This window comes from Nocardioides sp. Z13_37 (assembly GCF_058355585.1).
The window spans coordinates 51,678-77,560 of the sequence record NZ_JBZGDV010000010.1 but is presented as its reverse complement, the minus strand read 5'-3'; the positions used below and the strand labels follow the sequence as shown (position 1 = coordinate 77,560).

At 72.2% G+C, this 25,883-nt stretch carries 26 protein-coding genes; 9 read left to right on the top strand and 17 right to left on the bottom strand.

All coding sequences use genetic code 11. The annotated features are described in order from the left end of the window. Positions 1-146: 146 nt before the first annotated feature. Entirely contained in the window at positions 147-557 is a 411-nt protein-coding gene (locus AC4H2S_RS19725) for a hypothetical protein (protein ID WP_491498685.1), read from the bottom strand. Between the two features lie 547 nt (positions 558-1,104). Next, entirely contained in the window at positions 1,105-2,514 is a 1,410-nt protein-coding gene (locus tag AC4H2S_RS19720) for an HNH endonuclease signature motif containing protein (RefSeq protein WP_491498684.1), read from the bottom strand. A gap of 130 nt (positions 2,515-2,644) precedes the next feature. Here AC4H2S_RS19720 and AC4H2S_RS19715 point away from each other — a divergent pair, with 130 nt between their 5' ends. Next, positions 2,645-3,271, top strand: coding sequence for a class I SAM-dependent methyltransferase (locus AC4H2S_RS19715; RefSeq protein WP_491498683.1), 627 nt, complete (start codon positions 2,645-2,647; stop codon positions 3,269-3,271). A 140-nt stretch (positions 3,272-3,411) separates the two neighbouring features. Here AC4H2S_RS19715 and AC4H2S_RS19710 read toward each other — a convergent pair whose 3' ends face one another. The 4 genes from AC4H2S_RS19710 to AC4H2S_RS19695 form a co-directional block, all read right to left on the bottom strand. After that, on the bottom strand, positions 3,412-4,173 hold the full coding sequence (locus tag AC4H2S_RS19710) for a sulfite exporter TauE/SafE family protein (RefSeq protein WP_491498682.1): 762 nt from the start codon (positions 4,171-4,173) through the stop codon (positions 3,412-3,414). Beyond that, positions 4,170-5,312 (bottom strand): SPFH domain-containing protein, encoded by a 1,143-nt coding sequence (locus AC4H2S_RS19705; RefSeq protein WP_491498681.1) that lies wholly within the window; start codon positions 5,310-5,312, stop codon positions 4,170-4,172. Before AC4H2S_RS19705 ends, AC4H2S_RS19710 begins: the two co-directional genes overlap by 4 nt. 56 nt (positions 5,313-5,368) lie before the next feature. After that, on the bottom strand, positions 5,369-5,830 hold the full coding sequence (locus AC4H2S_RS19700; protein WP_491498680.1) for an NfeD family protein: 462 nt from the start codon (positions 5,828-5,830) through the stop codon (positions 5,369-5,371). Positions 5,831-5,899: 69 nt separating this feature from the next. Next, complete coding sequence (locus tag AC4H2S_RS19695; protein ID WP_491498679.1) at positions 5,900-6,688, bottom strand: ABC transporter ATP-binding protein; 789 nt, start codon at positions 6,686-6,688, stop codon at positions 5,900-5,902. A gap of 79 nt (positions 6,689-6,767) precedes the next feature. Between AC4H2S_RS19695 and AC4H2S_RS19690 the strand changes: the two genes are divergently transcribed. Then, positions 6,768-7,478, top strand: a complete 711-nt coding sequence (locus AC4H2S_RS19690) for an Rv1486c family protein (RefSeq protein WP_491498678.1) — start codon at positions 6,768-6,770, stop codon at positions 7,476-7,478. 8 nt (positions 7,479-7,486) lie between these two features. Here the strand turns inward: AC4H2S_RS19690 and AC4H2S_RS19685 are convergent, their stop codons facing one another. Then, positions 7,487-7,930 (bottom strand): VOC family protein, encoded by a 444-nt coding sequence (locus AC4H2S_RS19685; RefSeq protein WP_491498677.1) that lies wholly within the window; start codon positions 7,928-7,930, stop codon positions 7,487-7,489. A gap of 18 nt (positions 7,931-7,948) precedes the next feature. Between AC4H2S_RS19685 and serB the strand changes: the two genes are divergently transcribed. After that, positions 7,949-9,166: a phosphoserine phosphatase SerB gene (serB, locus tag AC4H2S_RS19680; RefSeq protein WP_491498676.1), complete on the top strand. Its 1,218-nt coding sequence runs from the start codon at positions 7,949-7,951 to the stop codon at positions 9,164-9,166. Here serB and AC4H2S_RS19675 read toward each other — a convergent pair. Further along, positions 9,156-9,959, bottom strand: a complete 804-nt coding sequence (locus tag AC4H2S_RS19675) for a putative protein N(5)-glutamine methyltransferase (RefSeq protein ID WP_491498675.1) — start codon at positions 9,957-9,959, stop codon at positions 9,156-9,158. The genes serB and AC4H2S_RS19675 overlap by 11 nt on opposite strands. Continuing rightward, the gene (locus AC4H2S_RS19670; protein ID WP_491498674.1) at positions 9,956-10,498 is read right to left on the bottom strand and encodes a SixA phosphatase family protein; all 543 of its coding nucleotides are present in this window, start codon (positions 10,496-10,498) and stop codon (positions 9,956-9,958) included. The genes AC4H2S_RS19675 and AC4H2S_RS19670 overlap by 4 nt, the downstream gene beginning before the upstream one ends. 34 nt (positions 10,499-10,532) lie before the next feature. Here AC4H2S_RS19670 and AC4H2S_RS19665 point away from each other — a divergent pair, with 34 nt between their 5' ends. Genes AC4H2S_RS19665 through AC4H2S_RS19655 form a run of 3 tightly spaced genes read left to right on the top strand, consistent with a single transcriptional unit; the run spans position 10,533 to position 15,098 of the window. After that, complete coding sequence (locus AC4H2S_RS19665; protein WP_491498673.1) at positions 10,533-11,516, top strand: cyanophycinase; 984 nt, start codon at positions 10,533-10,535, stop codon at positions 11,514-11,516. Then, complete coding sequence (cphA, locus tag AC4H2S_RS19660) at positions 11,513-14,284, top strand: cyanophycin synthetase (RefSeq protein WP_491498672.1); 2,772 nt, start codon at positions 11,513-11,515, stop codon at positions 14,282-14,284. Before AC4H2S_RS19665 ends, cphA begins: the two co-directional genes overlap by 4 nt. 37 nt (positions 14,285-14,321) lie before the next feature. Continuing rightward, positions 14,322-15,098: a hypothetical protein gene (locus tag AC4H2S_RS19655; protein ID WP_491498671.1), complete on the top strand. Its 777-nt coding sequence runs from the start codon at positions 14,322-14,324 to the stop codon at positions 15,096-15,098. On the opposite strand, the gene AC4H2S_RS19650 is transcribed toward AC4H2S_RS19655, so the two are convergent. From AC4H2S_RS19650 to AC4H2S_RS19635, 4 genes are all read right to left on the bottom strand, one after another. Then, positions 15,032-16,789, bottom strand: coding sequence for a Mur ligase family protein (locus tag AC4H2S_RS19650; RefSeq protein ID WP_491498670.1), 1,758 nt, complete (start codon positions 16,787-16,789; stop codon positions 15,032-15,034). The two genes, AC4H2S_RS19655 and AC4H2S_RS19650, sit on opposite strands and share 67 nt — an antisense overlap. Positions 16,790-16,820: 31 nt before the next feature. After that, positions 16,821-17,591, bottom strand: coding sequence for an enoyl-ACP reductase FabI (gene fabI, locus AC4H2S_RS19645; RefSeq protein WP_491498669.1), 771 nt, complete (start codon positions 17,589-17,591; stop codon positions 16,821-16,823). A gap of 37 nt (positions 17,592-17,628) precedes the next feature. Then, positions 17,629-18,363 carry a 3-oxoacyl-[acyl-carrier-protein] reductase gene (gene fabG / locus AC4H2S_RS19640; RefSeq protein WP_491498668.1) on the bottom strand — a complete coding sequence of 245 codons (735 nt, stop codon included), beginning with the start codon at positions 18,361-18,363 and terminating at the stop codon, positions 17,629-17,631. A gap of 62 nt (positions 18,364-18,425) precedes the next feature. After that, positions 18,426-18,638: a dodecin gene (locus AC4H2S_RS19635; RefSeq protein ID WP_191197183.1), complete on the bottom strand. Its 213-nt coding sequence runs from the start codon at positions 18,636-18,638 to the stop codon at positions 18,426-18,428. A gap of 77 nt (positions 18,639-18,715) precedes the next feature. Here AC4H2S_RS19635 and AC4H2S_RS19630 point away from each other — a divergent pair, with 77 nt between their 5' ends. Continuing rightward, positions 18,716-19,006, top strand: coding sequence for a DUF3099 domain-containing protein (locus tag AC4H2S_RS19630; RefSeq protein ID WP_491498667.1), 291 nt, complete (start codon positions 18,716-18,718; stop codon positions 19,004-19,006). A gap of 220 nt (positions 19,007-19,226) precedes the next feature. Further along, positions 19,227-19,430 carry an acetone carboxylase gene (locus AC4H2S_RS19625; RefSeq protein ID WP_491498666.1) on the top strand — a complete coding sequence of 68 codons (204 nt, stop codon included), beginning with the start codon at positions 19,227-19,229 and terminating at the stop codon, positions 19,428-19,430. Positions 19,431-19,438: 8 nt separating this feature from the next. Here the strand turns inward: AC4H2S_RS19625 and moaA are convergent, their stop codons facing one another. Further along, entirely contained in the window at positions 19,439-20,428 is a 990-nt protein-coding gene (moaA, locus tag AC4H2S_RS19620) for a GTP 3',8-cyclase MoaA (protein ID WP_491498665.1), read from the bottom strand. Positions 20,429-20,498: 70 nt separating this feature from the next. Here moaA and AC4H2S_RS19615 point away from each other — a divergent pair, with 70 nt between their 5' ends. Continuing rightward, the gene (locus AC4H2S_RS19615; protein ID WP_491498664.1) at positions 20,499-21,371 is read left to right on the top strand and encodes an SURF1 family cytochrome oxidase biogenesis protein; all 873 of its coding nucleotides are present in this window, start codon (positions 20,499-20,501) and stop codon (positions 21,369-21,371) included. A gap of 6 nt (positions 21,372-21,377) precedes the next feature. Here the strand turns inward: AC4H2S_RS19615 and AC4H2S_RS19610 are convergent, their stop codons facing one another. The 3 genes from AC4H2S_RS19610 to AC4H2S_RS19600 form a co-directional block, all read right to left on the bottom strand. After that, on the bottom strand, positions 21,378-23,267 hold the full coding sequence (locus tag AC4H2S_RS19610) for an ABC transporter ATP-binding protein (protein ID WP_491498663.1): 1,890 nt from the start codon (positions 23,265-23,267) through the stop codon (positions 21,378-21,380). Positions 23,268-23,357: 90 nt separating this feature from the next. Further along, positions 23,358-24,143 carry an enoyl-CoA hydratase/isomerase family protein gene (locus AC4H2S_RS19605; protein ID WP_491498662.1) on the bottom strand — a complete coding sequence of 262 codons (786 nt, stop codon included), beginning with the start codon at positions 24,141-24,143 and terminating at the stop codon, positions 23,358-23,360. Positions 24,144-24,192: 49 nt separating this feature from the next. Further along, the gene (locus tag AC4H2S_RS19600; RefSeq protein WP_491498661.1) at positions 24,193-25,791 is read right to left on the bottom strand and encodes an ABC-F family ATP-binding cassette domain-containing protein; all 1,599 of its coding nucleotides are present in this window, start codon (positions 25,789-25,791) and stop codon (positions 24,193-24,195) included. Positions 25,792-25,883: the final 92 nt, after the last annotated feature.

Sequence of the window (25,883 nt, the reverse complement as noted above, 5' to 3'; positions counted from 1 at the left end):
GTGCTTCAAGTAGTTGTGCAGGTTGGTTCTCGCTGCTGTGTCGTCCACGAGACAGCACCTTGCCACTGGTGTGCCTGTCGGGCGGCAAGTCCCGCCCCGCATCTCGGCAGTTCCGCGCACTATCAGCGGCAGATCCGTACGTTCCCTCAGCGGTACGAGAGGTAGTTGAATCTGTCGGCTCGTCGTCTCCAGCCGGGCCAGGGCAAGGCGTTCCTCCAGGACCGATGAGCGGTGCCGCTGCTCCACTCCTCGACGCAACCTCCACGCCCAATGTGGAACGCGGTCGCGCGTCCTTCAACAGCGGCGTCGATGATGTGGTCGATCGCCTTGGCGTCCAGTTCCACATCATCACCGAGTTCCGCTGGGACGGCACCTTGGTCATCAAGTTGCACCGTCCCGTAATCGCCGGGCCCGAGGTACAGGACGACTCCCACCGCGTTCGCCTGGTGCGGTGTGAGTCGAAGGATCGTCGCTCCGCCCTCCTGGCTGGACTGCACGGTGGCGCAGTCCAACAGGCGGGCGACGCGCTCCTCGAAGTGAGCCCGAAGCGAAGACATGGCTCGACGATAGAGCGGCGGATCACGAGCCGAGGCACTTCCGGATCTCGGCAGGATCCGGATGCATGAGGCACGTCTGCCGTCCCCGAACTTGACCTCGGCGATTCACGGGTCGATCTCCACCCACCGCGTCCTGTCACCGAAGAGCCTGTTTGGTACGGGCTGCGCAAGGACCAAGAACGGCCCCACCGACGATTTGGAACGCGCCCAACCAGACCACGAGCTCAGACGACCGTGCCCCATGAAGCACGACATGCCGGACTCCGGCGACCGCTAGAGCGGACCAGATGCGGCGTTGCCGCCCAGCCACTTCGCCGAGCCGCTGCTCCACCAGCACTCTTGCGACTGTCGGCATCCACAGAGGGACCCTGGTAGTGCTCAGCGGGCTCTTCGTCGGCGGCTTCCGCACATCTGCCGATCCGCTACCTGGCGTCGCCAGGAGGGCGGCACCCGGTTACCGACGGTTGTCCTTGCCGACCAGCCACCACCGTGCCGGAGCATGCCGGTGCCCCCGCTACCGGGTGGGTGGCGGGGTGTGGGGGCGGGGTCATGGTCGGCGGGAGCGCGGGATGCCGGGTGGGTCCGGCTCGTCGATGCGGGTGGTGCCGGATGCGTCGCGGCGGTAGCGGTGTCCGTGGGGTGACGTCCACTCGTACGCTCCGGGGCCGGTGGTCTCGTATCGCCAGGCGGTGTGGGTCTTGAGTCGGTGATGCGTCCGGCACAAGGCGGCGAGGTTGTCGCTCTGGGTGGGGCCGGGCTGTGGTCTGCCTTCGGCGGCGGCGTGGTGGTCGTAGGGGATGACGTGGTCGATGTCGCAGCCGCGGGCGGGGCGGGTGCACCACGGGAAGACACAGGTGCGGTCCCTGAGACCGATTTGCTCGCGGAGCCGGTAGGGGACCGCGTAGGCGTCGGTGTGCAGGCTCGCGTTGAGGTCGATGACCGGCTTGATGGTGACCTTGGTGCGGGAGTCGGCACACCAGCCGCGGATGTGGTCGAGCAGCACCAGCCGCTGCCCCTCCTCCAGGCGACCGGTCGGACCGAAGACGGTGGCGTCACCGGAGAACGTGGCGTCGACGTGGGCGTGCAGCACGACCTCGCGGGCGACCGGCAGCCCGTCGGCGTCGTGCCGACCGCCAGGAGCGCCTTGGTGGTGGAGGTCGAGCGCCGTCTGCGTCCGCGCGAGGTCACCGAGCGCGGCGGAACGGCGCGCGTCCAACGACTCCACGGAGCCGAGCGCGGCGAGGGTGGCGGCGCCATGGGCTAGCGCCCGGTCAAGGTCGATGGCGTCGGCCATGTCGAGCTCGGCCTCGAACCGCATCGTCCCGGCGAAGTGGACCTCCTGGTCATGGAGGGTGGCGTGGCGTGGGTCGACGTAGAGGTAGCCGTCCTCCGGATCGGAGGCCGGGTCGGGGACGGCGAGGTCGAATCGCTTGATGGTCTCGGCGACGAGCCGGTCGAGCTGCGCCGGCCCGATCCTGCCGGCCACGGCAGCGACCTGCGCGTCCACGAACGCCGCCGCCTCACGCGTCAACGACGGGGTGGTGTGGATCGTGACCTCTGCGACCGCCCGCGCCCGCCACGCCGGGACCCTGCCGGCCTGGACCTGCGCCCACAGTCTCGGCAGCCGGTGCCGCAGCTCGAGGGCGTGGCCGATGAGCCTCTTCGCCGACACCGTCGAGACGCCCAGGACGCCCCCGAGCTCGGCGACGCAGAACTCCGCGACCAACGGCGTGCCTTCACCTGCGATGGGCTCTTCGTGCTCACAGCCGGGCACGGTGAAGGAAGCCGCCGAGTGGATCGACTCCGGCGGGTGCAGGTCGGCCCACCGCGCAGCAAGCACGAGCTGATCGGCCGCAGCCCGCTCCTCGACGAGGCGACGCTCGCGGATCGCACGCAGCAGACCAGAGGCGGTGAGGTCCTCGACCCCATCCGCATCCCGCCTGGCCACCTCGATCATGTGTTCGATTCTACCCCTGGGGTACGACACTCTCCGTTGTTCCACACCCCGAATCTCGCGGGCCACCAACGTCCCCGCCGACCTGCCACGATCACCAGTGCAATGCTCCTCACTTGACAGGGGGATGGCCGTGAGCGATGAGTTGTACGCGGATGCGCCGTTGTACGACCGGTTGTTCCCCGGCAGCGTCCAAGCGGTCGACTTCTACCGGGCCGCGGCCGACCGGCAGGGCGAGGGCGCACGCGTCCTCGAGCTTGGGTCCGGCACCGGGCAGAAGCTGATCCCGATCGCGCTCGACGGCCACCCGTGCACGGGACTCGAGCTCTCGCCGCACATGCTCGCCGAGGCGAGGCGCAAGGCCGACGAATGCGGCGTGGACGTGGAGTGGGTGCGGGGCGACATGCGCGAGGTCGACCTGGGCCGCACGTTCGACCTCGTGGTCATCGCCGCCAACTCCTTGCTCCACCTGCACGCGGTCGATGACCTGGTGGGCTGCTTGCGGGCGGTGCGCCGGCACCTCGCGCCCGGGGCGCGGCTCGTGCTCGACGTGTTCAACCCGAGCGTGCGGATGCTCGCCGAGGCTGACGGCGTCCGCCGCCGGCGCGACGCGTTGTCGTTCGTGGACCGCGACGGTGGCGTCGTGCGGGTCGACGTTGCCGAGACGTACGACGCAGCCGCCCAGATCACCCACGGGACGTGGTACCTCACGAGCAACTCCGAGGCCGCTGCCCTCCCTCCGCCCGAGCAGGGCCACTAGGACAGTCTCGTCCCCGCTGGGACACCCGGATCCGGGTGGTTGAGCGGAGACGAGACCGCTCAAGGACACCCGTCTGGCGGCCAGCTCTGCGTCTGCGAGCCGGCCTGAACCCAGGCATGCCCCCCGCCCGGGGAGCCTGCTCAGGAGACCAGGGCGACGAGGGCCACGACCCCCACGACGGCGATGACGGCGCGCAGCAGGGCCGGGGGCAGCCGCCGCCCGACGCCGGCACCGATCTGGCCGCCCACGACCGACCCGAGCGCGATGAGCCCGGCGACCTCCCAGTCGATGTCGGCGACGGCGATGAAGACGACGGCGGCGACCGCGTTGACGATGAGCGCGAGGACGTTCTTGGTGGCCGTGTGGCGCTGCATGGAGTCGGCGACCCCGATGCCGAGGATCGCCATCAGCAGCACCCCCTGGGCCGCGCCGAAGTAGCCGCCGTAGACGCCGGCCAGGGCGACCGCCGGCCACACCCACCACACGCCGTGGTCGGGGATGCCGCCGCGCGCCTCGGCACGCGCCGCGACCGAGCGCTGGATGCGTGGGCCCAGCACGACCAGCGCCACGCCGAGGCCGATCAGCGCCGGCACGATGGTGTCGAACGCCGAGGACGGCAGCCACAGCAGGAGCAGCGCCCCCGCGGTGCCGCCGAGCAGGGACGCCGCGCCCAGCCGCAGCACCCGCGCGCGCTGGCCGGCGAGCTCGCGCCGGTAGCCGATGACCCCCGACAGGCTGCCCGGCACCAGGCCGACGTTGTTGCTGACGTTGGCCGTCACCGGGGGGACGCCGAACGCCAGGAGGGTCGGGAACGTGATCAACGTTCCCGACCCCACGACAGTGTTGATGGTGCCGGCCGCCACTCCTGCGAGGACGACCAGCACTGCTTCGGTCGGACTCACTGGCCGGCAGGCGCTCCGGGGTCAGTGGGCTCGTCGCCCTCGGTGGCCGTGGCCGCCGGGTCGATCGAGCGGGCCGTACGCCCCGGGTTGGCGGCGCTCTCTGCCTCGGCGATCGCCTGCTGGACCGCCTCGTTGGTCGCGCGCATCTCCGGGTCGGCCGACGAGCGGGGCAGCTGGGGGTCGGTCGGGCCCATGTCCACGCGCGTGCGCGGGGTGGCGTCCTTCGGGATGCCGGCGATCTCGTGGATCGAGGAGCCCAGGCCCTCCATCGCCTTGGTGATCTCCGAGGGGATGACCCACACCTTGTTGGCGCTGCCCTCGGCGATCTTCGGCATCATCTGGAGGTACTGGTAGGCGAGCAGCGACTGGTCGGGCTGGCCGTCGTGGATGGCCTGGAAGACCGTCTGGATCGCCTGGCCCTCACCCTGTGCCCGCAGGATCTGCGCCTCGCGGTCGGCCTGCGCGCGCAGGATCTGCGCCTCTCGGTCGCCCTCGGCGGACAGGATCGACGACTGCTTCTCGCCCTCGGCGGTGAGGATCGCGGCCTGGCGGCCACCCTCCGCGGTGAGGATCTGGGCGCGCTTGTCGCGGTCGGCCCGCATCTGCTTCTCCATCGAGTCCTTGATCGACGGCGGCGGGTCGATGCCCTTGAGCTCGACGCGGTTGACCCGGATGCCCCACTTGCCGGTGGCCTCGTCGAGCACGCCCCGCAGGCGGGTGTTGATCTCGTCGCGGCTGGTGAGCGTCTCCTCGAGGTCCATGCCACCGACGATGTTGCGCAGGGTGGTCATGGTGAGCTGCTCGACGGCCTGGATGTAGTTGGCGATCTCGTAGGTCGCCGCGACCGGGTCGGTCACCTGGAAGTAGATGACGGTGTCGATCGACACCACCAGGTTGTCCTCGGTGATGACCGGCTGGGGCGGGAAGCTCACGACCTGCTCGCGCAGGTCGATGAGGTAGCGCACCTTGTCGACGAACGGAACGACGATGTTGAGTCCTGCCGACAGCGTCCCCTTGTACTTGCCGAAGCGCTCGACGATCGCGGCCCGTGCCTGGGGCACGATGCGGACCGTCTTGGCGAGCATGACGACGACGAACAGGATGACGAGCACGAGCAGGACGAGCAATGCGGACGGCACTGGTCTCCCCCGATCTTGGTGTGGGCGTGTGGGTGGTGCGGGACGGTGGTCGGCGCTCAGGGCTCGAGCGTGGCCACCGGGTGTACATAGGCGGTCGCGCCCTTGATCTGGAGGATCTCGACGGTCTCCCCCGGTGCGATCCGCAGGTTCTCGTCGTAGGGCAGGGCCGTCCAGATCTCCCCGGCCACCTTGATGCGACCAGGCGCCATGCCGGTGATCTCCTCGGTCACCAGGCAGCGCGAACCGACCAGCTTGCCGTGGCCGAGGGAGAGCTCGGGACCGCTGTGCAGCCGCTTGACGAAGCTCGGACGGACGAAGACCAGCATCGCGGTCGCGGCGCCGAGGGCGACGAGCACCTGCACGACGATCGGCAGGCCCAGCAGGGCCGCGATCATGCCGACGACCGCGCCGGCGGCGAGCATGGCCAGGATGAGGTCGAGGCTGAACATCTCGGCCACGCCCAGCACGATCGAGAGACCGAGCCAGGTCTCCCAGAGGTGGTCGCGGATCCAGTCCATGGCCCGACCCTATCCAGTGCGCCATGACGTGCGCCGGTGGACGCGCTAGTCGACGCGCGGGTCGAGGCGCTAGTCGATCCGGCGGCGGGCGGCGAAGCGGCCGTCGGACCGGCTCAGCACCAGCGGCATGCCGAACGCCGCGGACAACGACTCGGCCGTGACCACGTCGTCGACCGGGCCGGAGTCGACGACCCGGCCCTCACGCAGCAGCAGTGCGTGGGTGAAGCCGGGCGGGATCTCCTCGACGTGGTGGGAGACCAGCACGGTCGCCGGCGAGTCCGGGTCGAGGGCGAGTCGCGACAGGGTCGCCACCAGGTCCTCGCGGCCGCCGAGGTCGAGACCCGCGGCCGGCTCGTCGAGCAGCAGCAGCTCGGGGTCGGTCATCAGCGCCCGCGCGACCTGCACGCGCTTGCGCTCGCCCTCGCTGAGCGTGCCGAAGGTGCGCTCGGCGAGGTGGTCGGCCCCCACCTCGGCGAGCAGCGTGGCGGCCCGGTCGTGGTCGAGGTCGTCGTAGGCCTCGCGCCACCGGCCAAGCACGCCGTAGGAGGCGGACACCACGACGTCCTTGACGAGCTCGGAGCGGGGGATGCGGTCGGCGAGCGCCGCGCTGGTCAGGCCGATGCGCGGGCGCAGCTCGAAGACGTCGGTGGTGCCGAGCACCTCGTCGAGGATGCCGGCGACACCGGACGTCGGGTGCAGCTGCGCGGCGGCGACCTGCAGCAGGGTGGTCTTGCCGGCGCCGTTGGGCCCGAGCACCACCCAGCGCTCGTCGTCCTCGACGACCCAGCTCACGTCGTCGAGCAGCAGCGACCGGCCACGGCGCACCGTGACCCCGGCGAGCTCGATGACGGCGACCATGGCCGTCACCCTATCCAGCACGCGGGCAGGGCCCCCGCCTGACACGACGGGCGGAGGACGGCGAGTAACGTCGCCCGCGATGTCGCGCACGCCCCTCGCCCTCCCCCACTCGGCGACCCTCGCCTGGTGGCTGACCGCCTGGCTGCGCGGGCACGAGCAGACCGACCACGTGCTCGACGCGCTCGTCGGCGACACCCACCTGCTGCACGGCGGCTCCGCCCTCGACCTGCTGGTGCGCGCGCGGGGCACCGGGGCGTCGTACGCCGGGCTGGCGCTGCCGGTCGACGGCGACCCGCTGGGCCTGGGCGGACCGCACGACTTCAACGCCGCCGCGCTCGAGGCGGGGCAGGCGGTGGTGGCGGGCGACCTCGGGCTGGTGCCGGAGGAGCAGGGCGAGACCGTGCAGTGGCACACCTTCGCGGCCTCGCGCCGCCAGCTCCCGGACGTCGGTGAGGCCGACCGGTCGCTGCGGGCCGCGCTGCTGGCCGCCGCCGGCGACCTCGCCGCGCTGGACGTGGCACGGTGGCGTCCCGAGGCCGCCGACGCCCTGATGAACCTGCACCACCGGCCCGACCTCGACGCGCCGCTCGGCACGCCGCCGCGGTGCGTCGACCTCGCCGCGCGCGGCCTCCAGGCCTGGGCGATCGTCGACCTCGCGCTGGCCGACGACGGCCGCGCGCTGTCGTCGTTCGAGGTCGAGCAGCGTCGCGACCTGCTGCGGCCGCTGGGCCGCGCCGCCCGGCGTGCGGTCGTGGCGGCCTGCTCGCCCGAGGTGTGGCCCGAGGCGTGAATCGCCGACTAGGACGTCGACCAGACGCCCAGCACGTTGCCGACCGGGTCGCGGAACTCGAACCGGCGACCGCCCGGGAAGGCGGCGGGAGCCGAGGTGATGGTGCCGCCCGCCGCCTCGACCGCGGTGACGGTGGCGTCGAGGTCGTCGGAGAAGAGCAGCACGAGGGGGCCGCCGGGACCCGGCGTGCCGGCGCCGTTGAGGCCGCCGACCTCGCCGTCGCCGGCGGGATCGAGGATCCCGGCGTAGGCCGGGCCGTAGTCGCGGAAGGACCACCCGAAGGCCCGCTCGTAGAACTCCCGGGACGCGGGCAGGTCGGTGGTGTTGATCTCGACGTAGTCGATGGTGTGGTGGACGGGGCTAATGCCCGGGGACGGTACGCACGCCCACCGACAGTCAGGTCGGGGTCGCCGACCGCGGGACGGACCGGCGCGACGCGAGCCGCCCGGCACGACTAGCCTTCGGGGACGATGGAAGACGAGCCGAAGACTCTCCTGGTCACCCTCACGGGCAAGGACCGGCCTGGCGTCACCTCAGCGGTCTTCGCCGCCCTCGCCGGCGCCGGGGTCGAGGTCCTCGACATCGAGCAGATCGTGCTGCGCCGCCGGCTGGTGCTCGGCATCCTGGTGACCGCGCCGCGCGACTGGAAGCGGCTGCGAGACGTCATCGAGCGCACCGCCGCCGACCTGGGGATGAGCGTCGAGGTCGAGCGCGGCGCGGGCGACAACCGAAGCCGGCCCGGTGACCGCTCGCACATCACGATCATCGGGCGCCCGCTCAAGGCCTCGGCGATGTCGGCGATCGCGGGCCGCATCGCCGACTCGGGCGCCAACATCGACCGGATCGAGCGGATGGCGCGCTACCCGGTCACCGCCATCGAGCTGCACGTCTCGGGCGCGCCGGCCGACACCCTCCGCCCGCTGCTGTCCGTCGAGGCGGTCAAGCAGGGCATCGACCTCGCCGTGCAGCGCGACTCGCTGCACCGCCGCGGCATCCGGCTGATCGTCATGGACGTCGACTCCACGCTCATCCAGGGCGAGGTCATCGAGATGCTCGCCGCCCACGCCGGCCAGCAGGCCGAGGTCGCCCGGGTCACCGAGGCGGCGATGCGGGGCGAGCTCGACTTCGAGGCCTCCCTGCGCGAGCGCGTCGCGCTGCTCGAGGGCGTCCCGGAGTCCGCGCTCGACGAGGTCTACCACTCGATCGAGCTGGCGCCGGGAGCGCGCACGATGGTGCGCACGCTGCGCCGGCTGGGCTACCGCTTCGCCATCGTCTCCGGCGGCTTCACCCAGATCACCGACCGGCTCAGGGCCGACCTCGGCATCCACTTCGCGCGCGCCAACCAGCTCGAGGTGGTCGACGGCCGGCTCACCGGCCGCATCGTCGGCGACGTCGTCGACCGGGCCGGCAAGGCGGCGGCGCTGCGCGAGTTCGCGGCCGAGGTCGGCGTCCCGCTCGACGCCGTCATCGCCATCGGCGACGGCGCCAACGACCTCGACATGCTCAACGCCGCGGGGCTCGGCATCGCCTACAACGCCAAGCCGATGGTGCGCGACGCCGCGGACACGTCGGTCAACGTGCCCTACCTCGACGCGATCCTCTACCTGCTCGGCATCTCCCGCGAGCAGATCGAGGAGGCCGACGCCGCCGTGGGCATCACCACGCCGGCGCCGCCGCTCACCGACTGACCGTCGCCGGGCGTACGCCGACGGCGACGCAGCCGCCCACCTCCGGGTCGGCCACCACGTGGGGGTCCAGCCCGGCGCCGGCCATGGCGGCCGTCGTCAGCGGCGCCTGGGCAGGGCTCGTCTCCACCAGCAGCACTCCCCCGGGCGCGAGCCAGCCGACGGCGTCGCGCGCGAGGCGCCGGTGCAGGTCGACCCCGTCGGCTCCCCCGTCGAGCGCGACCAGCGGCTCGTGCTCGCGCGCCTCGGGCGGCATGTCGGCGACCCGGTCGGTCGGCACGTAGGGCGCGTTGGCGGCGAGCACGTCCACGCGGCCGTGCAGCCCGGGCGGCAGTGCGTCGTAGAGGTCACCGAGGTGCAGCCCTGCCGACGGCGCGTTGGCCCGGGCGCAGTCGAGCGCGGCCCTGCTCACGTCGGCCGCGTGCACCTGCGCCCCGCCGCCCTCCAGGCACGCGGCGACGGGCGCGACGCCGCAGCACATCTCCACCACGACGGGCGGTCCACCGGCGACCCCTCGGTCGCGGAGGGCGAGGTGGTCGAGGTGGTCGAGGGTCGTGCGCGCGAGCAGCTCGGTGCGCCGGCGCGGCACGAAGACCCCCGGGGCGACCACGAGGCGACGGCCGAGGAAGCCGGCCCAGCCCAGCACCGTCTCGAGGGGCTCGCCGGCGACGCGCCGGGCGAGCAGCGCCTCGAGCTCATCGGCGGAGGCGGCGGCCTCCTCGAGCAGCCGTGCCTCGTCCTCGGCCCACACGCAGCCGGCGGCACGCAGCCGGGCCACGACGTGCGGAGCGCTCACGCGGCCCCGGGGTGGAAGGCCTCGAGGCGAGCGGTGCCGGGGCCGAGGTCGGCCCAGTCGCCCGCGACGGCGAAGATCGCCACGGCCGACGTCGGGAAGCCGCGCGTCATCATGGCGGTCGCCGCCTCGGTCTCGCCCTCGCCGTCGTCGACCAGCTCGGCGAGGGAGCCCATGGTGGGGTTGTGCCCGATGACGACGAGCGTGCGCACCGCGGGCGGGGTGTCGCGCAGCAGGTCGAAGGCCGAGTCGGTGCCCGCGGCGTAGAGCGCCTCCGACAGCTCCCTCGCGTCGGGGTCCCACCCGGCGCCGGCGGCGACCCGCTCCCACGTCTGCTGCGTGCGGAGCGCGTCGGAGACCAGCGCCACGTCGGGGTCGACGCCGTGCTCGCGCAGCCACCGCCCGGCGGCGTCCGCGTCGGCACGTCCGCGACGCGCCAGGGCGCGCGCGTGGTCGGTGGCAGCACTGTGCTCGGCCTTGGCGTGGCGCATCACGACCAGCCGGCGGCCGGCTCCGGCCCCGTCCCTCACTGACTCCTGCATTCCCCTCACCCTTCCAGCCGCTAGCCTGCCTGTCATGCCCAAGGGACCACTCATGATCATCGGTGGCGCCGAGGACAAGATGCGCAAGCCGACGATCCTCAAGCACTTCGTCGCACTCAGCGGTGGCAGGGACGCGCGCATCGTGGTGATCCCCACCGCGTCGTCCCTGGGCCGCGAGGTCGTGGACGTCTACGACGCGCTGTTCACGAAGTTCGGGGCGGCCCGCGTCGACGCCGTGCGCCCGGAGTCGCGCGACGAGGCCCACGACCCGGTGCTGGTGAAGGCGATCGACGAGGCCACCGGGGTGTTCATGACGGGCGGCAACCAGCTCAAGCTGTCCGCCATCGTGTGCGGCACGCCCGTGGGCGACGCGATCCGGCGCGCGCACGAGCGCGGCGCGGTGGTGGCGGGCACGTCGGCCGGGGCGAGCATCCAGTCCTCGCACATGGTCGCCTTCGGCGTGGGCGGGTCGACCGCCAAGCAGCGGATGACGCAGGTGGCGGCAGGGCTGGGGCTCGTCGAGTCCGCCGTGGTCGACCAGCACTTCGACCAGCGCAACCGCTACGGCCGACTGCTGATGATCGTCGCGCAGAGCCCGCAGCTGCTGGGCATCGGCGTCGACGAGGACACCTGCGGCCTGCTGGAGGACGTCGACGGCGACACCGTCATGCGCGTCCTCGGCAAGGGCGCCGTGACCATCTTCGACGGCTCGCGGATGGTGTCCGACGCCTACGAGGCCGCCCGCTCCAAGCCGATCCTGGCGAGCGGGGTGCTCTTCCACACCCTCCCCGAGGGCGCCGTGTTCAACCTGACCACCCGCACGCTCGTGCCGCAGGACCCCTCGGTCCAGCAGGAGGACGCCGACGAGCTGGCCGAGGCGGGACGCGACCTGCGCCAGCTGGCCCGCGACATCGCCGCCGCCGACGCGACGCCCGCCGCCATCCGGCGGCGGCTCAAGCTGCGTCGCAGCAAGCCCGCCCAGCCCCCCACCCAGCCCACCGACGGAGACACTGCATGAGCGAGCGGCCCACCCCCGACCTGGAGATCGTGGAGACGCGCGTCTACCGCGGCGCCAACGTCTGGTCGTACGACAAGTCGATCCACCTCGTCGTCGACCTCGGCTCGCTCGAGCAGTTCCCCAGCAACACCCTTCCCGGCTTCACCGACGACCTGGTGTCGATGCTGCCGGGCCTGCGGGAGCACTCGTGCTCGCGCGGGCGCCGCGGCGGCTTCCTGGAGCGGCTCAACGAGGGCACCTGGCTCGGCCACGTCGCCGAGCACGTCGCGCTCTCCCTCCAGCAGCTCGTCGGCCACGACATCCGCCGGGGCAAGACCCGCCAGGTCAAGGGCCACCCCGGTCGCTACAACCTCGTCTACGGCTACATCGAGGAGAACGTCGGCCTCACCGCGGGCAGCCTCGCCGTGCGGCTGGTCAACCACCTCGTCGAGGGCGACCCGGACTTCGACTGGGAGACCGAGCGCGACGAGTTCATCCGCCGCGCCGAGCGCACGGCGTTCGGCCCGTCGACGCAGGCCATCGTCGACGAGGCGGTCTCGCGCGACATCCCGTGGATCCGGCTCAACCAGTACTCCCTCGTCCAGCTCGGCCAGGGCGTCCACGCCAAGCGGATCCGCGCCACGATGACCTCCGAGACGTCGTCGATCGCGGTCGACATCGCCTCCGACAAGGACCTCACCACCAAGCTCCTCGGCGCCGCCGGGCTGCCCGTGCCCAAGCAGGAGTCGGTCCGCTCGGTCGACCAGGCCGTCGCGGCCGCGCGCCGCATCGGCTACCCGGTGGTGCTCAAGCCGCTGGACGGCAACCACGGCCGCGGGGTCTGCCTCGACCTGCAGGACGAGGCCGAGGTCCGCGCGGCCTTCCCGGTCGCGGAGGGGCAGTCGCGACGCGGCAGCGTCATCGTCGAGTCGTTCGTGACCGGCAAGGACTACCGCTGCCTGATCATCGACGGCCGGATGGTCGCGATCGCCGAGCGGGTCCCGGCCTCCGTGACCGGCGACGGCACCTCGACGGTGGAGCAGCTGGTCGAGCTGACCAACGCCGACCCGCGGCGCGGCGTCGGCCACGAGAAGGTGCTGACCCGGATCAAGGTCGACGAGGCGGCCATCGAGGTGCTCGCCGACCAGGGCCACACGCTCGACTCGGTGCCCGCCGAGGGCGAGACGGTCAAGCTGGCCCTCACCGGCAACATGTCGACCGGCGGCATCTCGATCGACCGCACCTTCGAGGCGCACCCGGAGAACGTCGAGATCGCCGAGGAGGCCGCCCGCATGGTGGGCCTCGACATCGCCGGCATCGACTTCATCTGTCCCGACATCACCGAGCCCGTCCGCGAGGCCGGCGGCGCGATCTGCGAGGTCAACGCCGCCCCGGGCTTCCGGATGCACACGCACCCGACGATCGGCGAGCCGCAGTTCATCGCCAAGCCGGTGGTCGACATGCTCTTCCCGCCGGGCACCCCGTCGCGGATCCCGATCGTCGCCGTCACCGGCACCAACGGCAAGACCACGACCAGCCGGATGATCAGCCACATCTTCAAGGGGATGGGCCGCAAGGTCGGCATGACCTCCACGGACGGCGTCGTGATCGACGAGCGCCTGGTGATCCGGGCCGACGCGTCCGGCCCCCGCTCGGCGCGCATGGTCCTGCAGAACCCCCGCGTCGACTTCGCGGTCTTCGAGGTCGCCCGCGGCGGCATCCTGCGCGAGGGCCTGGGCTACGAGCGCAACGACGTGGCGGTGGTGCTCAACGTGCAGCCCGACCACCTCGGCCTGCGCGGCATCGACACCGTCGAGCAGCTCGCGGACGTCAAGGCGGTCATCGTCGAGGCCGTGCCCCGCGACGGCCACGCCGTGCTCAACGCCGACGACCCGCTGGTGCGCGAGATGCGTCGCAAGTGCTCGGGGCAGGTCGTGTGGTTCTCGATGGAGGAGCCCGGCAGCGAGGTGCGGGACATGATCGACGCGCACTGCCGCCGCGGTGGCAAGGCGATCGTGCTCAACCCGACCGAGCGCGGCGAGATGATGGTCGTCCAGCACGGCCGCCGGGAGATGCAGCTGGCCTGGACCCACCTCCTGCCCGCGACGTTCAGCGGACGCGCCCGGATGAACGTCCAGAACTCGCTCGCCGCCGCGGCCGCGGCCTTCGCCGCCGGTGCGCCCCTGCACGACATCCGTCAGGGCCTGCGCACCTTCTCCACCAACTACTACCTGTCCCCCGGCCGCCTCAACGAGGTCGAGGTCAACGGCGTCAACGTGATCGTCGACTACTGCCACAACGCGCCCGGCATGCGGATGCTCGGCGACTTCGTGGACCGCGTGGGCGAGTCGTTGGAGTCCTCGCACCACCTGGCCCGGCCCTCGCGCATCGGCATCATCGCCACCGCCGGCGACCGGCGTGACCAGGACATGGTCGAGCTGGGCCACATCGCCGCCCAGCACTTCGACGTGTGCATCGTGCGCGAGGACGTCGCGCTGCGCGGCCGCGAGCGGGGGGCGACCGCCGCGCTCGTGCTGGAGGGCGTACGCACCGCCATGGCCGAGGGCGCGCGCTGCAAGCAGGCCGAGCTCGTGCTCGACGAGCTCGAGGCCGTGCGGCACGCGATGAGCCGCGCCAACCGCGGCGACCTCGTCGTGGTCTGCGTCGACAAGCACGCCGAGGTGATGGCCGAGCTGGAGCACTGGTCGGACGTGGCCCAGGCCGGCTCGACGACGAACCCCGACGCCCCGGCGGCCGACCCCGACTACACGCCCGCCGCCACCACCTGAGGTTTGGGGCGCGGAGGGCAGGGGCAGGGTGCGGGGCATGACTCGACGCACGCCGCTGCTCCTCGCCGTCCTGCCCCTGCTGCTGGGGGCGCTGGCCGTCCCGTCGACGGCGCACGCCGTCGTCGACAACGACCGGCGCGCCACCGCACGACCGAAGGTCGGCACCTACGAGGGCACGTTCGGCCCGAAGGGCCAGAAGTCCGCGTTCTCGCTCGACGTCGTGAAGCGCAAGGGGCGCCTGTCGGTGAGCCGGGCCGTCGTGTTCTACCGGTGCGGTGACAGCACGGAGGGCGAGGAGGGCTACACCAGCTACACGCGGGTGAAGGTCCGCAAGGGACGCTTCGCGAAGTCCTCGATCGTCGACATCGCGGGCCGCTTCACCAGCCGCACCAAGGTCAAGGGCTCGGCCAGGCCGGCACCCGGGCTGTTCGGGTGCAAGGGCAAGGCGAAGCCGTTCAGCGCGACGTGGGTGGGGCCGACGGTCTCGCGCGGCGGCACGTTCGCCGGCACCGACGCGACGGGCGCCCCGGTGTCGTTCGTGCTCGAGGCCGGCGGGAAGGTCCTCGACGACCTCGACGTCACCCGCAAGATCGTGTGCGGCACCCACTCCTACAGCACCCTCTCCAGCTTCGGCCGCTCGCTCGTCCACCACGACGGCGCCGCCTCCAGCACCTTCCTGGACGACTTCTACCCGGCGACGTTCACCTACTCCGTGGCGCTCGACGCGGCGGGCGGGGCGTCGGGGAGCTACCGCGTCAGCGGCCCCGACTGCGACACCGGCGACGTGCCGTTCACCGCCGCCAAGGCCGGCTGAGCCCCGCCGCCGGCGGCGCCCACTTTGGCCGACAGCACCTGGGGACTGTCGGGGGTGCCGCCGTGGGCGGCGATCCAGTCGTAGGCCTCCTGGCGCTCGGCGTGGCACATCAGGCCGACGACGTCGCCGGGCCGGGCCTGCGCGACCAGCGCGGCGAGGCAGGCGACCTCGGTGGTGTGGGTCTCGATGTCGGTGACGCCGACCCGGGCGGCGCCGGCGCGCAGGAGCGTGTCGATCTCGTCCATCGTGCGGCCGCGGAGATACCACTCCTTGTGGCCGATCGCGACGACGTCGCTGCCCTTCGCGCCGATCTCGCCGAGCGCGTCGATCAGCTCGTCGGTGCGGTCGCCGACGGCGCCGAGGCCCAGGAGCAGGCGCGCGCCTGGACGTCGTAGGCCGGCCATGATCTCGAGCAGCGTCTCCAGGCCGGCCTCGTTGTGGGCGAGGTCCATCACCACCGACACCTCTCCGGGCAGGGAGAAGACGTTCATCCGCCCGGGATTGTGCTCGGCGTCGGGCAGGAACGACGTGAGGCCGGCGACGACGTGCTCACGCGCGATCCCGGCGGCGAGGGAGGCCGAGGCGGCGGCCAGCGCGTTCTCGATGTTGAAGCGCGACAGGCCCGCGAGCGTCATGGGGACGTCGACCAGCTCGACCAGCGGGTCGGGGTCGGCCCCCGGGGCCAGGACGGTGATCCAGCCGTCGATCACCGTGGTGGCGCGCCCGCCGTCGGTGAGCACGTCGCGCACGGCCGGCGAGTCGGGGTCGCGGCTGAAGATCCACGGACGCGCGGTAATCACGCCCCGCATGGCGAGGACGCGCGGGTCGTCGCCGTTGAGCACCGCCCAGCCGTCCTTGCGGGTGATCCGCGGGACGACCGACTTGACCTCGGCGAGCTGGTCGACCGTGTCGATGCCCTGGAGCCCGAGATGGTCCGCGGTCACGTTGGTGACCACCGACACGTCGTTGCGGGTGATGCCGATGCCCTTGAGCAGGATGCCGCCACGGGCCGTCTCGGTCACGGCGAGCTGCACGCCGTCGAGCCCCAGCGCCCGCGCGGCGCCGGAGGGCCCGGAGTAGTCGCCCGCCTCGACCAGCACGCCGTCGCGGTAGATGCCGTCGGTGTTGGACCAGCCGGCCACCAGCCCGCTCGTGCGCGCGACGTGGGCGATCATCCGGCTCGTCGTGGTCTTGCCGTTGGTGCCGGTCACGGCGACGACCGGGATGGTGGGCGTGATCGTGGTGGGCGTGTCGCCGACAGGTGCGGCGGCCACCTCCGCCGCCGCGGCGCCGAGGGCGGCCTCGACGTCGGGCGTCGGCAGGGCGTCGATCGCGCGGGCCACCGCCTCCCCGAGGGCCCGGGCCCGGCCGCGGTTGCGCCAGGGGTAGGCCACGACCACCACGTCGGGGTCGCTCGTCGCGCGGACGCGGACCGCCAGCCGTCGCGTTCCGGCCTCGGCCGCGATCGCGCGCACCAGGCGCTCGACCGCCCGCAGGGCGAAGCGCTGGCGGAAACCGGAGCCGGGCGTTCCGGGGCGGGTCGTGCGCAGCCCGATGCGGCGGGCGAACCGCAGCGCCCGCTCCTCGTCGGCCTCGGTGATCGTGGAGACGTCGAGCGTGAGCTTGATCGCCGCGCGCGGGAAGTAGAGGTTGGGTCCTTCGAGGACGCGCAGCTCGGCGAGTGAGGTCACGCGCGCAAACTACCGAAGCACGGCGTCGGTGCTACAGGCCCATCGCGTGGAATCCGCCGTCGACGTGCACGATCTCACCCGTCGTGGCCGGGAAGAAGTCGCTGAGCAGCGCCACGACGGCCTGGGCGGTCGGGGTGTGGTCGGACTCGTCCCACCCGAGGGGCGCGCGGTCCTTCCACGCCGACTCGAGGTCGCCGAACCCCGGGATCGCCTTCGCGGCCAGCGTCTTCAGCGGGCCGGCCGAGACGAGGTTGCAGCGGATCCCCTCGGGACCGAGGTCGCGCGCGACGTAGCGCGAGGTGTTCTCCAGCGCCGCCTTCGCCACGCCCATCCAGTCGTACGCCGGCCACGCGGTGGTGGCGTCGAAGGTCAGCCCGACGATCGACGAGCCGCGCGAGAGCAGCGGCCTGGTCGCCACGGCGAGCGACTTCAGCGAGTACGCCGAGACCTGCACCGCCTGCGCGACGTCGTCCCACGGGCCGTCCAGGAACTTGCCGCCCAGCAGCGTGTCGGGGTTGCCGTAGGCGATCGAGTGGACGACGCCGTCGAGGCCGTCCACGTGCTCGCGCACCTGGTCGGCCAGGCCCGCGAGGTGGCTCTCGTCGGTGACGTCCAGCTCCAGCACCGGGGGCTCCTGCGGGAGCCTCTTGGCGATGCGCCGGGTGATGCCGAGCGCGCGGCCGAAGTTGGAGATCAGCACCGTCGCGCCCTGCTCCTGGGCGACCTTGGCGGTGGCGAAGCCGATGGAGCTGTCCATCGTCACGCCGGCGACCAGGATGCGCTTGCCGTCGAGGATTCCCATGTTGTGGACCTTTCGTGTCGGGCAGGAGGGGTGCGGATCAGTGACCCATGCCGAGGCCGCCGTCGACCGGGATCACGGCCCCGGTGACGTAGGCGGCGCCGTCGGACGCGAGCCAGGTGACGGCGGAGGCGACCTCGGCGGGCGAGGCGTAGCGACCCAGCGGCACCTGCGTCTTGATGGCGGCCTTCTGGTCGTCGGTGAGGACGTCGGTCATGTCGGTCTCGACGAAGCCGGGCGAGACGACGTTGGTGGTGATCGAGCGGCTGCCCAGCTCGCGGGCGAGCGAGCGTGCGAGTCCGACGAGGCCGGCCTTCGACGCGGCGTAGTTGACCTGTCCGGCCGAGCCGAGCATGCCGACCACCGACGAGATGAGGATGATGCGGCCGCGGCGCAGACGCAGCATGCCCTTCGCGGCCCGCTTGGCGAGCCGGAAGGTGCCGGTGAGGTTGGTGTCGATGACCGACGACCAGTCGTCCTCGCTCATCCGCAGCAGCAGCGTGTCCTTGGTGATGCCGGCGTTGGCCACCAGCACCTCGACCGGGCCGTGCGCCTGCTCGACCTGCGCGAACGCCGCCTCGACGGCGTCCGGGTCGGTGATGTCGCAGCGCACGTCGAGCGCACCGTCGGGCGCGCCGCCGTTGCGGGTGGTGACCGCGACCTTGTCGCCCTGGGCGATGAAGGCCTCGGCGATCGCGCGGCCGATCCCGCGGTTGCCTCCCGTCACCAGGACGGATCGGGGCGCGGGGGTGCTGGCTCCGGGAATCTCGCTCACGCTCCCCGACGCTAGTGATTACCGGGTGGTATCGGGAATCACGCCGCGCCCGCCCGGCCGGGTCACTCGTCCTCGAGCCGGAAGCCCACCTTCATGCCGACCTGGAAGTGCTCGACGACGCCGTCCTTGGCCTGGCCGCGGACCTGGGTGACCTCGAACCAGTCGATGTGGCGCAGCGTCTGGCCGGCCCGCTCGATGCCGTTGCGGATGGCCTGGTCGATGCCGTCCGGAGACGTCCCGACGATCTCGGTGACGCGGTAGGTGCGGTTGGTCATGCTTCCTCCTGGTGGGCGTCGTGCGGACCGTCCCCGGGCCCGTGGTTCTGTGAGCCTAGCGACGTAGACTCGACCCCATGGCCAAGTCCGATGCCGTGCGCATCACCACGGCTCGCAGCAACGCCGCCGACGACATGCGTTCGCGTCAACGACGCTACGCCTGGTCGATGAGCATCCGCCTGGTGTGCTTCGTCGCCGCCGTCGCGGTCGGTCCGGGCATCCTGCGGTGGGTGCTGGTCGCGGCCGCCGTGTTCCTGCCGCTGTTCGCCGTGGTCATGGCCAACGCCAACGACCAGCGCCACGACGGATTCACGCTCCCCGCCAACGCAGGAGCCCACGAGCTGAGCGCCAAGGACGACGAGGACTGACGAGAAACCTTTGCCGTGCGTGGCGGCGGGAGAAGTTTTGTTTTCATCCACATGTCTGGAATGATCCATCGCGCGAGCGCAGCATCCCCCGTCTGCGTCAGCACCGAGGTGCCGGACAGCTTCCCCCCGTGGCTGTCCGGCACTTCTCATGTCCGGCGGTGCCGCCTGACGCTCGCTCCCCCGCCACTGCCCACCTGTTCCACCTGCCGGAAGGACGCCGATGGACCCCGACCGTGACATCTGCTCGGCCAAGGGCTGCCAGGCCGACGCCGTGTGGGACCTGCAGTGGAACAACCCGAAGATCCACACCCCGGAGCGCCGCAAGTCGTGGCTGGCCTGCGAGGACCACCGGTCCTCGCTCTCGGACTTCCTCGGCGCGCGCGGGTTCCTCAAGGACGTCGTGGAGCACCGCCCCGAGCGCTGACCGGCGGCTCAGCCCCCGATGGCGGACATCGGGCGGTCGGGCTGGAGGAAGGCCTCGTCGTCGATCCCGTGCCCGGCGCGCTTGCCGAGCATCGCGATGACCCAGCGCTCGGCGATCTCCTCGTCGCCGGCGCCCGAGCGCAGCGCCGTGCGCAGGTCGGACTCCTCACGGGCGAACAGGCAGTTGCGCACCTGGCCGTCGGCGGTCAGGCGGACGCGGTCGCAGTCGCCGCAGAAGGGCCGGGTCACCGAGGCGATGATGCCGACGGTCGCCGGGCCGCCGTCGACGTCGAACAGCTCGGCCGGGGCGCTGCCCCTCGGCTCGCCGTGGGGGGTCAGGGTGAACTCGGCGGACAGCGCCTGGTGGATCTCGTCGGCGGTGACCATCGCGGCCCGGCTCCAGTCGTGCTGGGCGTCGAGCGGCATCTGCTCGATGAAGCGGAGCTCGTAGCCGTGCGCGATGCTCCACCGCAGCAGCTCGGCGGCCTGGTCGTCGTTGGCGCCGCGCAGCAGCACCGCGTTGAGCTTGATCGGCCCCAGCCCCGCGGCCTTGGCCGCCTCGAGGCCGGCCACGACGTCCTTGAGGCGGTCGCGGCGGGTGATCGCGGCGAAGGTCTCGGGTCGCACCGAGTCGATGCTGGCGTTGATGCGGTCGAGCCCCGCCTCGGCGAGGGCGGCGGCGGTGCGTGAGAGCCCCAGGGCGTTGGTGGTGAGCGAGGTCTCGACGCCGAGGGCGTGCGTACGCCCGACGATGTCGACCAGCCCTCGCCGCAGCAGCGGCTCGCCACCGGTGAACCGCACCTCTCGGACGCCGAGCCGCTCCACGCCGATCGTGACCAGCCGGACGACCTCGTCGTCGGTCAGCGTCTGCTCGGTGGGCAGCCAGTCGAGCCCCTCCGCCGGCATGCAGTAGTTGCAGCGGAGGTTGCAGCGGTCGGTCAGCGAGACCCTCAGGTCCGTGGCCACCCGGCCGAAGCGGTCAGCGAGGGGTGTCGTCACCGTCACAGTCTAGCGACGCCGTCCGCACCACCCCCCGGAACGCTCAGGAGGCGCCGGATAGCCTCGCCGGGTGCACAAGCTGCGGTTCCTGGTCTCACGCCGCTGGATCGCCTTCGCGCTCGTGGTCGTCTTCCTGGGCTGGGTCGCCTGGCGGCTCGGCGAGTGGCAGTTCCACCGCCTCGCGGACCGCCAGGAGCGCAACGACATCATCGAGCGCAACGAGAAGGCGGGTCCCGCCCCGGTCACCGACGTGCTGGCCCCCGGCCGGCCGGTCGCTGCAGCCGACGAGTGGCGCATCGTGGAGGCCACCGGCACCTATGCCGTCGAGGACACCGTGATCGTGCGCTACCGCACCCGCGAGGGCGCCGCCGGTGTCGACGTCGTGGTGCCGCTCGAGCTCGAGGACGGCACCAGCCTGCTCGTCGACCGCGGCTGGTACGCCACCGACAACCGCGGCGCGACCACCGCCGACGTCCCCGAGCCGCCGTCCGGCGAGGTCGAGGTGACCGGCTGGGTACGCCGTGACGCCGAGGGCGACAGCTCGGAGGTCACCGACCAGTCGACCCGCGCGGTCAACAGCGGCCGCATCGCCGAGGCGCTCGACCGCGAGGTGCTCGGCGGCTGGGTCGACCTGCGCTCGGAGTCGCCCGAGCCCGAGACCGCGCTGGTGCCCGTCGAGCTCCCCGAGCTCGACAACGGCCCGCACTTCTTCTACGGCCTGCAGTGGTGGTTCTTCGGGGTCCTGGCCATCTTCGGGTTCTTCTACCTCATCTACGACGAGTGGCGCGGCGGCCGCGGCCCCTGGGGCAGCAACGAGCCACCAGCCCCGAAGCCCACCGGCACGGAGCGGCCCCAGCCGGTGCAGGCGCGACGACGCACGTGGCGCGACCGGCTCGACCAGGACGACGCGGAGGACCGCGCCGACCAGCAGGAGCACCGCTAGCAGTCGCTAGCCGGCCGTGGGCACGGCCCGGTCGGCCTGGAACTGCGTCGCGTGGAGCGTGGCGTAGAGGCCGCCGGCCGCCATCAGCTCGGCGTGGGTGCCCTGTTGCACCACGCGGCCATCGTCGAGGACCAGGATCTGGTCGGCATTGCGCACCGTGGACAGCCGGTGGGCGATCACGAGCGACGTACGCCCCTCGAGCGCGGCGTCGAGCGCCTGCTGCACGGCCGCCTCCGACTCGCTGTCGAGGTGGGCGGTGGCCTCGTCGAGCACCACGATCGCCGGCGCCTTGAGCAGCAGGCGCGCGATCGCGAGCCGCTGCCGCTCTCCCCCGCTGAGCCGGTAGCCCCGGTCGCCGACGACGGTGTCGAGGCCGTCGGGCAGCGAGCGCACCAGCGTGGCGATCTGCGCCGCCTCGAGGGCCGCCCAGACGTCGGCGTCGCTCGCCTCCGGGCGGGCGTAGAGGAGGTTGGCCCGGATGGTGTCGTGGAACATGTGGGCGTCCTGGGTGACGTAGCCGACGACGTCCTCCAGCGACTGGAGGGTCACGTCGCGCACGTCGTGGCCGCCGACGCGCACCGCTCCGGACTCGACGTCGTAGAGCCTGGCCACGAGGTGCGTCACGGTCGTCTTGCCGGCGCCGGACGGCCCCACGAGGGCGACCATCTGCCCGGGCTCGGCGGTGAAGCTGACGTCGTGGAGCACCTGCCCGGTGTCGCGCGACTCGGTGCGCGCGACGGTCTCGAGCGAGGCGAGGGAGATCTGGTCGGCACGCGGGTAGGTGAACGCGACGTGGTCGAACTCCAGCCGTGACGCCGTCGGGGGCAGCACGACGGCGTCCGGCTTCTCCTGGATCAGGGACGGCAGGTCGAGCACCTCGAAGACCCGGTCGAAGCTGACGAGGGCCGTCATCACGTCGATGCGCACGTTGGAGAGGCCCTGGAGGGGGCCGAGCAGCCGGGTGAGCAGGACGCCGAGCGCGACGATCGTGCCGACCGAGAGGTCGCCGCGGATGGCGAGCCAGCCGCCGATGCCGTAGACCAGAGCGGTGGCGAGGGAGGGCACCAGCGTCATCGCGGCGAAGAAGATGCGGGTCAGCAGCGAGATCCGGATGCCGAGGTCGCGGACGACCGCGGCCTTCTGCGCGTAGGCGACGTCCTCGGCCTCGCGCCGGCCGAAGAGCTTGAGCAGCATCGCGCCGCCGACGTTGAAGCGCTCGGTCATGGCGTTGCCGAGGTCGGCGTTGCCGTCCATCTGCTCGCGCGACAGGTCGGCCAGGCGGTTGCCCACCCAGCGCGACGCCAGCAGGAGGATCGGGAAGAGCGCGAGGCACAGCAGCGTCACCGGCCAGCTCAGGAACAGCATGGTGACGCCCACCACCACGGCGGCGATGATGTTGGAGACGGTGCCCTGGAGCGTGGACGTGAACGCTCGCTGCGCACCGATCACGTCGTTGTTGAGCCGGCTGACGAGAGCACCGGTCTGGGTGCGGGTGAAGAACGCGAGCGACTGGCGCTGCACGTGGGCGAACACGCGGGTGCGGAGGTCGTAGATCAGGCCCTCACCGATCCGGCTCGACAGCCAGCCGGTGATCAGGCCGAACCCGGCGCTCAGCACCGCCACGACCGCCACGAGAGCGGCCAGCAGGACGACGAGCGAGATGTCGCCGGTGCGTACGCCGTCGTCGATGATCGCCTTGAGCAGCAGCGGGGGCGCCACCACGAGGGCGGCGTCGACGACGGTGACGGCGAGGAACGCGACGATCAGCCTGCGGTGTGGGCGGGCGAAGCCGAGCACCCGGCGCAGCGTGCTGCGCTCGATCTTGTTGTCGACGACGCTCCGGTCACTGCGCAGGTGTCGCCACGGCGGGCCACCCGCACCCGGTCCCATCGACATGCCAACTCCTCCTGAGGTCCACCCGCGTCAACCCGCGGCGGGGCCCGATTGTTCCTCGCGGCGCCGACACCACCGACGGCGGTGGGCGCCTCAGCCCGCGAACGCCGCCGCGACCGCGCGGAACCGGCGTACCTGCGCCTCCCGCTCCAGGCGGCGCTGCTCGTCGAGGTCGCGGTCGGCCGCGCCCCGCAACAGCGCCTTGGTCTCGCTGAGCACCCCCGGCATCGGGGCGACCAGCGCGGACGCCAGGTCGGCGACCGCGGCGTCGAGCTGGGCGGCCGGGACGCACGCCGTGGCGAGCCCGATGCGCGTGGCCTCCTCCCCCGTCACCACGCGGGCCGTCGCGCAGAGCTCCAGCGCCCGGGCGTAGCCGACGTGCTCGACCAGGGGCTTGGTGCCGGTGAGGTCGGGCACCAGCCCGAGGGCCGACTCCTTCATCGACAGCTTGGCGTCGTCGGCGACCACGCGGAGGTCGCACGACAGCGCCAGCTGGAAGCCGGCCCCGATGGCGTGGCCGCGCACCTTCGCGATGGAGACGAAGCGCGGGTCGCGCAGCCACGTGAAGCCGCGCTGGAACTCCTCGATCCGCGCGGACGCCTCCTCGTCGCTGAGGGCCAGCAGCCCCAGCACGGTGCCCTCGCCTGAGTTGGCCGGGTCGAGCATCGCCCGGTCGAGGCCGGCGGAGAACGTCTCGCCCTCCCCGGTGACGACCACGACCTTCACCTCCGCGGGCAACGCGGCGCCCAGCTCGGCGAGGGCCAGCCACATGGCCGGCGTCTGCGCGTTGCGCACCTCGGGCCGGTCGAGGGTGATCGTGGCGACGGCGTCGACGACGTCGAGACGGAGGCCGACCGCGGCGAGCTCTTCGGGAGTCATGCCGACAGGTTACTACTCGTCAGTAACGTCGGTGGACGTCCGCGAGCGGTCAGGCGAGGGACACCAGGTCGGCGTACTCGTCGCTCCAGAGGTCCTCGTCGCCGTCGGGCAGCAGGAGCACCCGGTCGGGGTCGAGCGCGCGCACCGCTCCCTCGTCGTGGGTGACCAGGACGATCGCGCCGGTGTAGCTGCGGATCGCGTGGAGCACCTCCTCGCGGGAGGCCGGGTCGAGGTTGTTGGTGGGCTCGTCGAGGAGCAGCACGTTGGCGCTGGAGACCACGAGGATCGCCAGGGCGAGCCGGGTCTTCTCCCCGCCGGAGAGGACGCCGGCCGGCTTGTGGGCGTCGTCGCCGGAGAAGAGGAACGACCCGAGCACCGAGCGGGCCTGGGTGTCGGTGAGCTCCGGGGCCGCGCTGTGCATGTTCTCCAGCACCGTCCGGTTGACGTCGAGCGTCTCGTGCTCCTGGGCGTAGTAGCCCATCTTGAGCCCGTAGCCGGGCACGACCTCGCCGGTGTCGGGCTTGTCGACGCCGGCCAGGATGCGCAGCATCGTGGTCTTGCCGGCGCCGTTGAGGCCCAGGATCACCACGCGGCTGCCCCGGTCGATCGCCAGGTCGACGGCGGTGAAGACCTCGAGCGAGCCGTAGGACTTCGACAGGTCGGTGCCCATCAGCGGTGTCTTGCCGCAGGGAGCCGGCTCCGGGAACGCGATCCGGGCGACCTTGTCGGCCTGCCGCTCGGTCTCGATGCCCGCCATCATCTTCTCGGCGCGCTTGAGCATCGACTGCGCGGCCTGGGCCTTGGTGGCCTTGGCGCGCATCTTGTTGGCCTGGTCGGTGAGCACCTTGGCCTTGTTCTCGGCGTTCTGGCGCTCGCGCCGGCGGCGCTTCTCGTCGTCCTCGCGCTGGGTCAGGTAGTTGTGCCAGCCCATGTTGTAGATGTCGATCACGGCGCGGTTGGCGTCGAGGTGGAAGACCTTGTTGACCGTCTGCTCGAGCAGGGCGTTGTCGTGGCTGATGACCACGAACCCGCCGCGGTGGGCCTTGAGGAAGTCGCGCAGCCAGACGATCGAGTCGGCGTCGAGGTGGTTGGTCGGCTCGTCGAGCAGCATGATCTCGGCGCCGGAGAAGAGGATGCGGGCCAGCTCGACGCGGCGTCGCTGGCCGCCGGACAGCGTGCCGATCGGCTGGGCGAGCAGGCGCTCCTCGATGCCGAGCGCCGCGGCCATCTGGGCGGCCTCGGACTCCGCGGCGTAGCCGCCGCCGGCGTGCAGCTCGGCGTCCGCGCGGGTCCACCGCTTCATGCCGCGCTCGTGCGTGCGGGGGTCCTCGCTGGCCATGTCGATCTCGGCCTCGCGCAGGCGGCGTACGACGTCGTCGAGGCCGCGGGCCGACAGGATGCGGTCGCGGGCGAGGACCTCGGGGTCGCCGACGCGGGGATCCTGCGGGAGGTAGCCGACGTCGCCGGTGCGCAGGACCTGGCCCGAGGCGGGCTGGCCCTCGCCGGCGAGGATTCGGGTGAGGGTCGTCTTGCCGGCTCCGTTGCGCCCCACGAGGCCCACCTTGTCGCCTGCGGCGATGCGGAAGGTGACGTCCTCCATGAGGAGTCGCGCGCCGGCTCGGACCTCGAGCTTCTGGGCGGTGATCATCTCGGGCGACATCCTACGAAGGGGTGAAGGCCGGAGCCCCATCGGCGACGCACGCGATAGCCTCCCCGCAGGTCGGTACGACCGTCATCGAC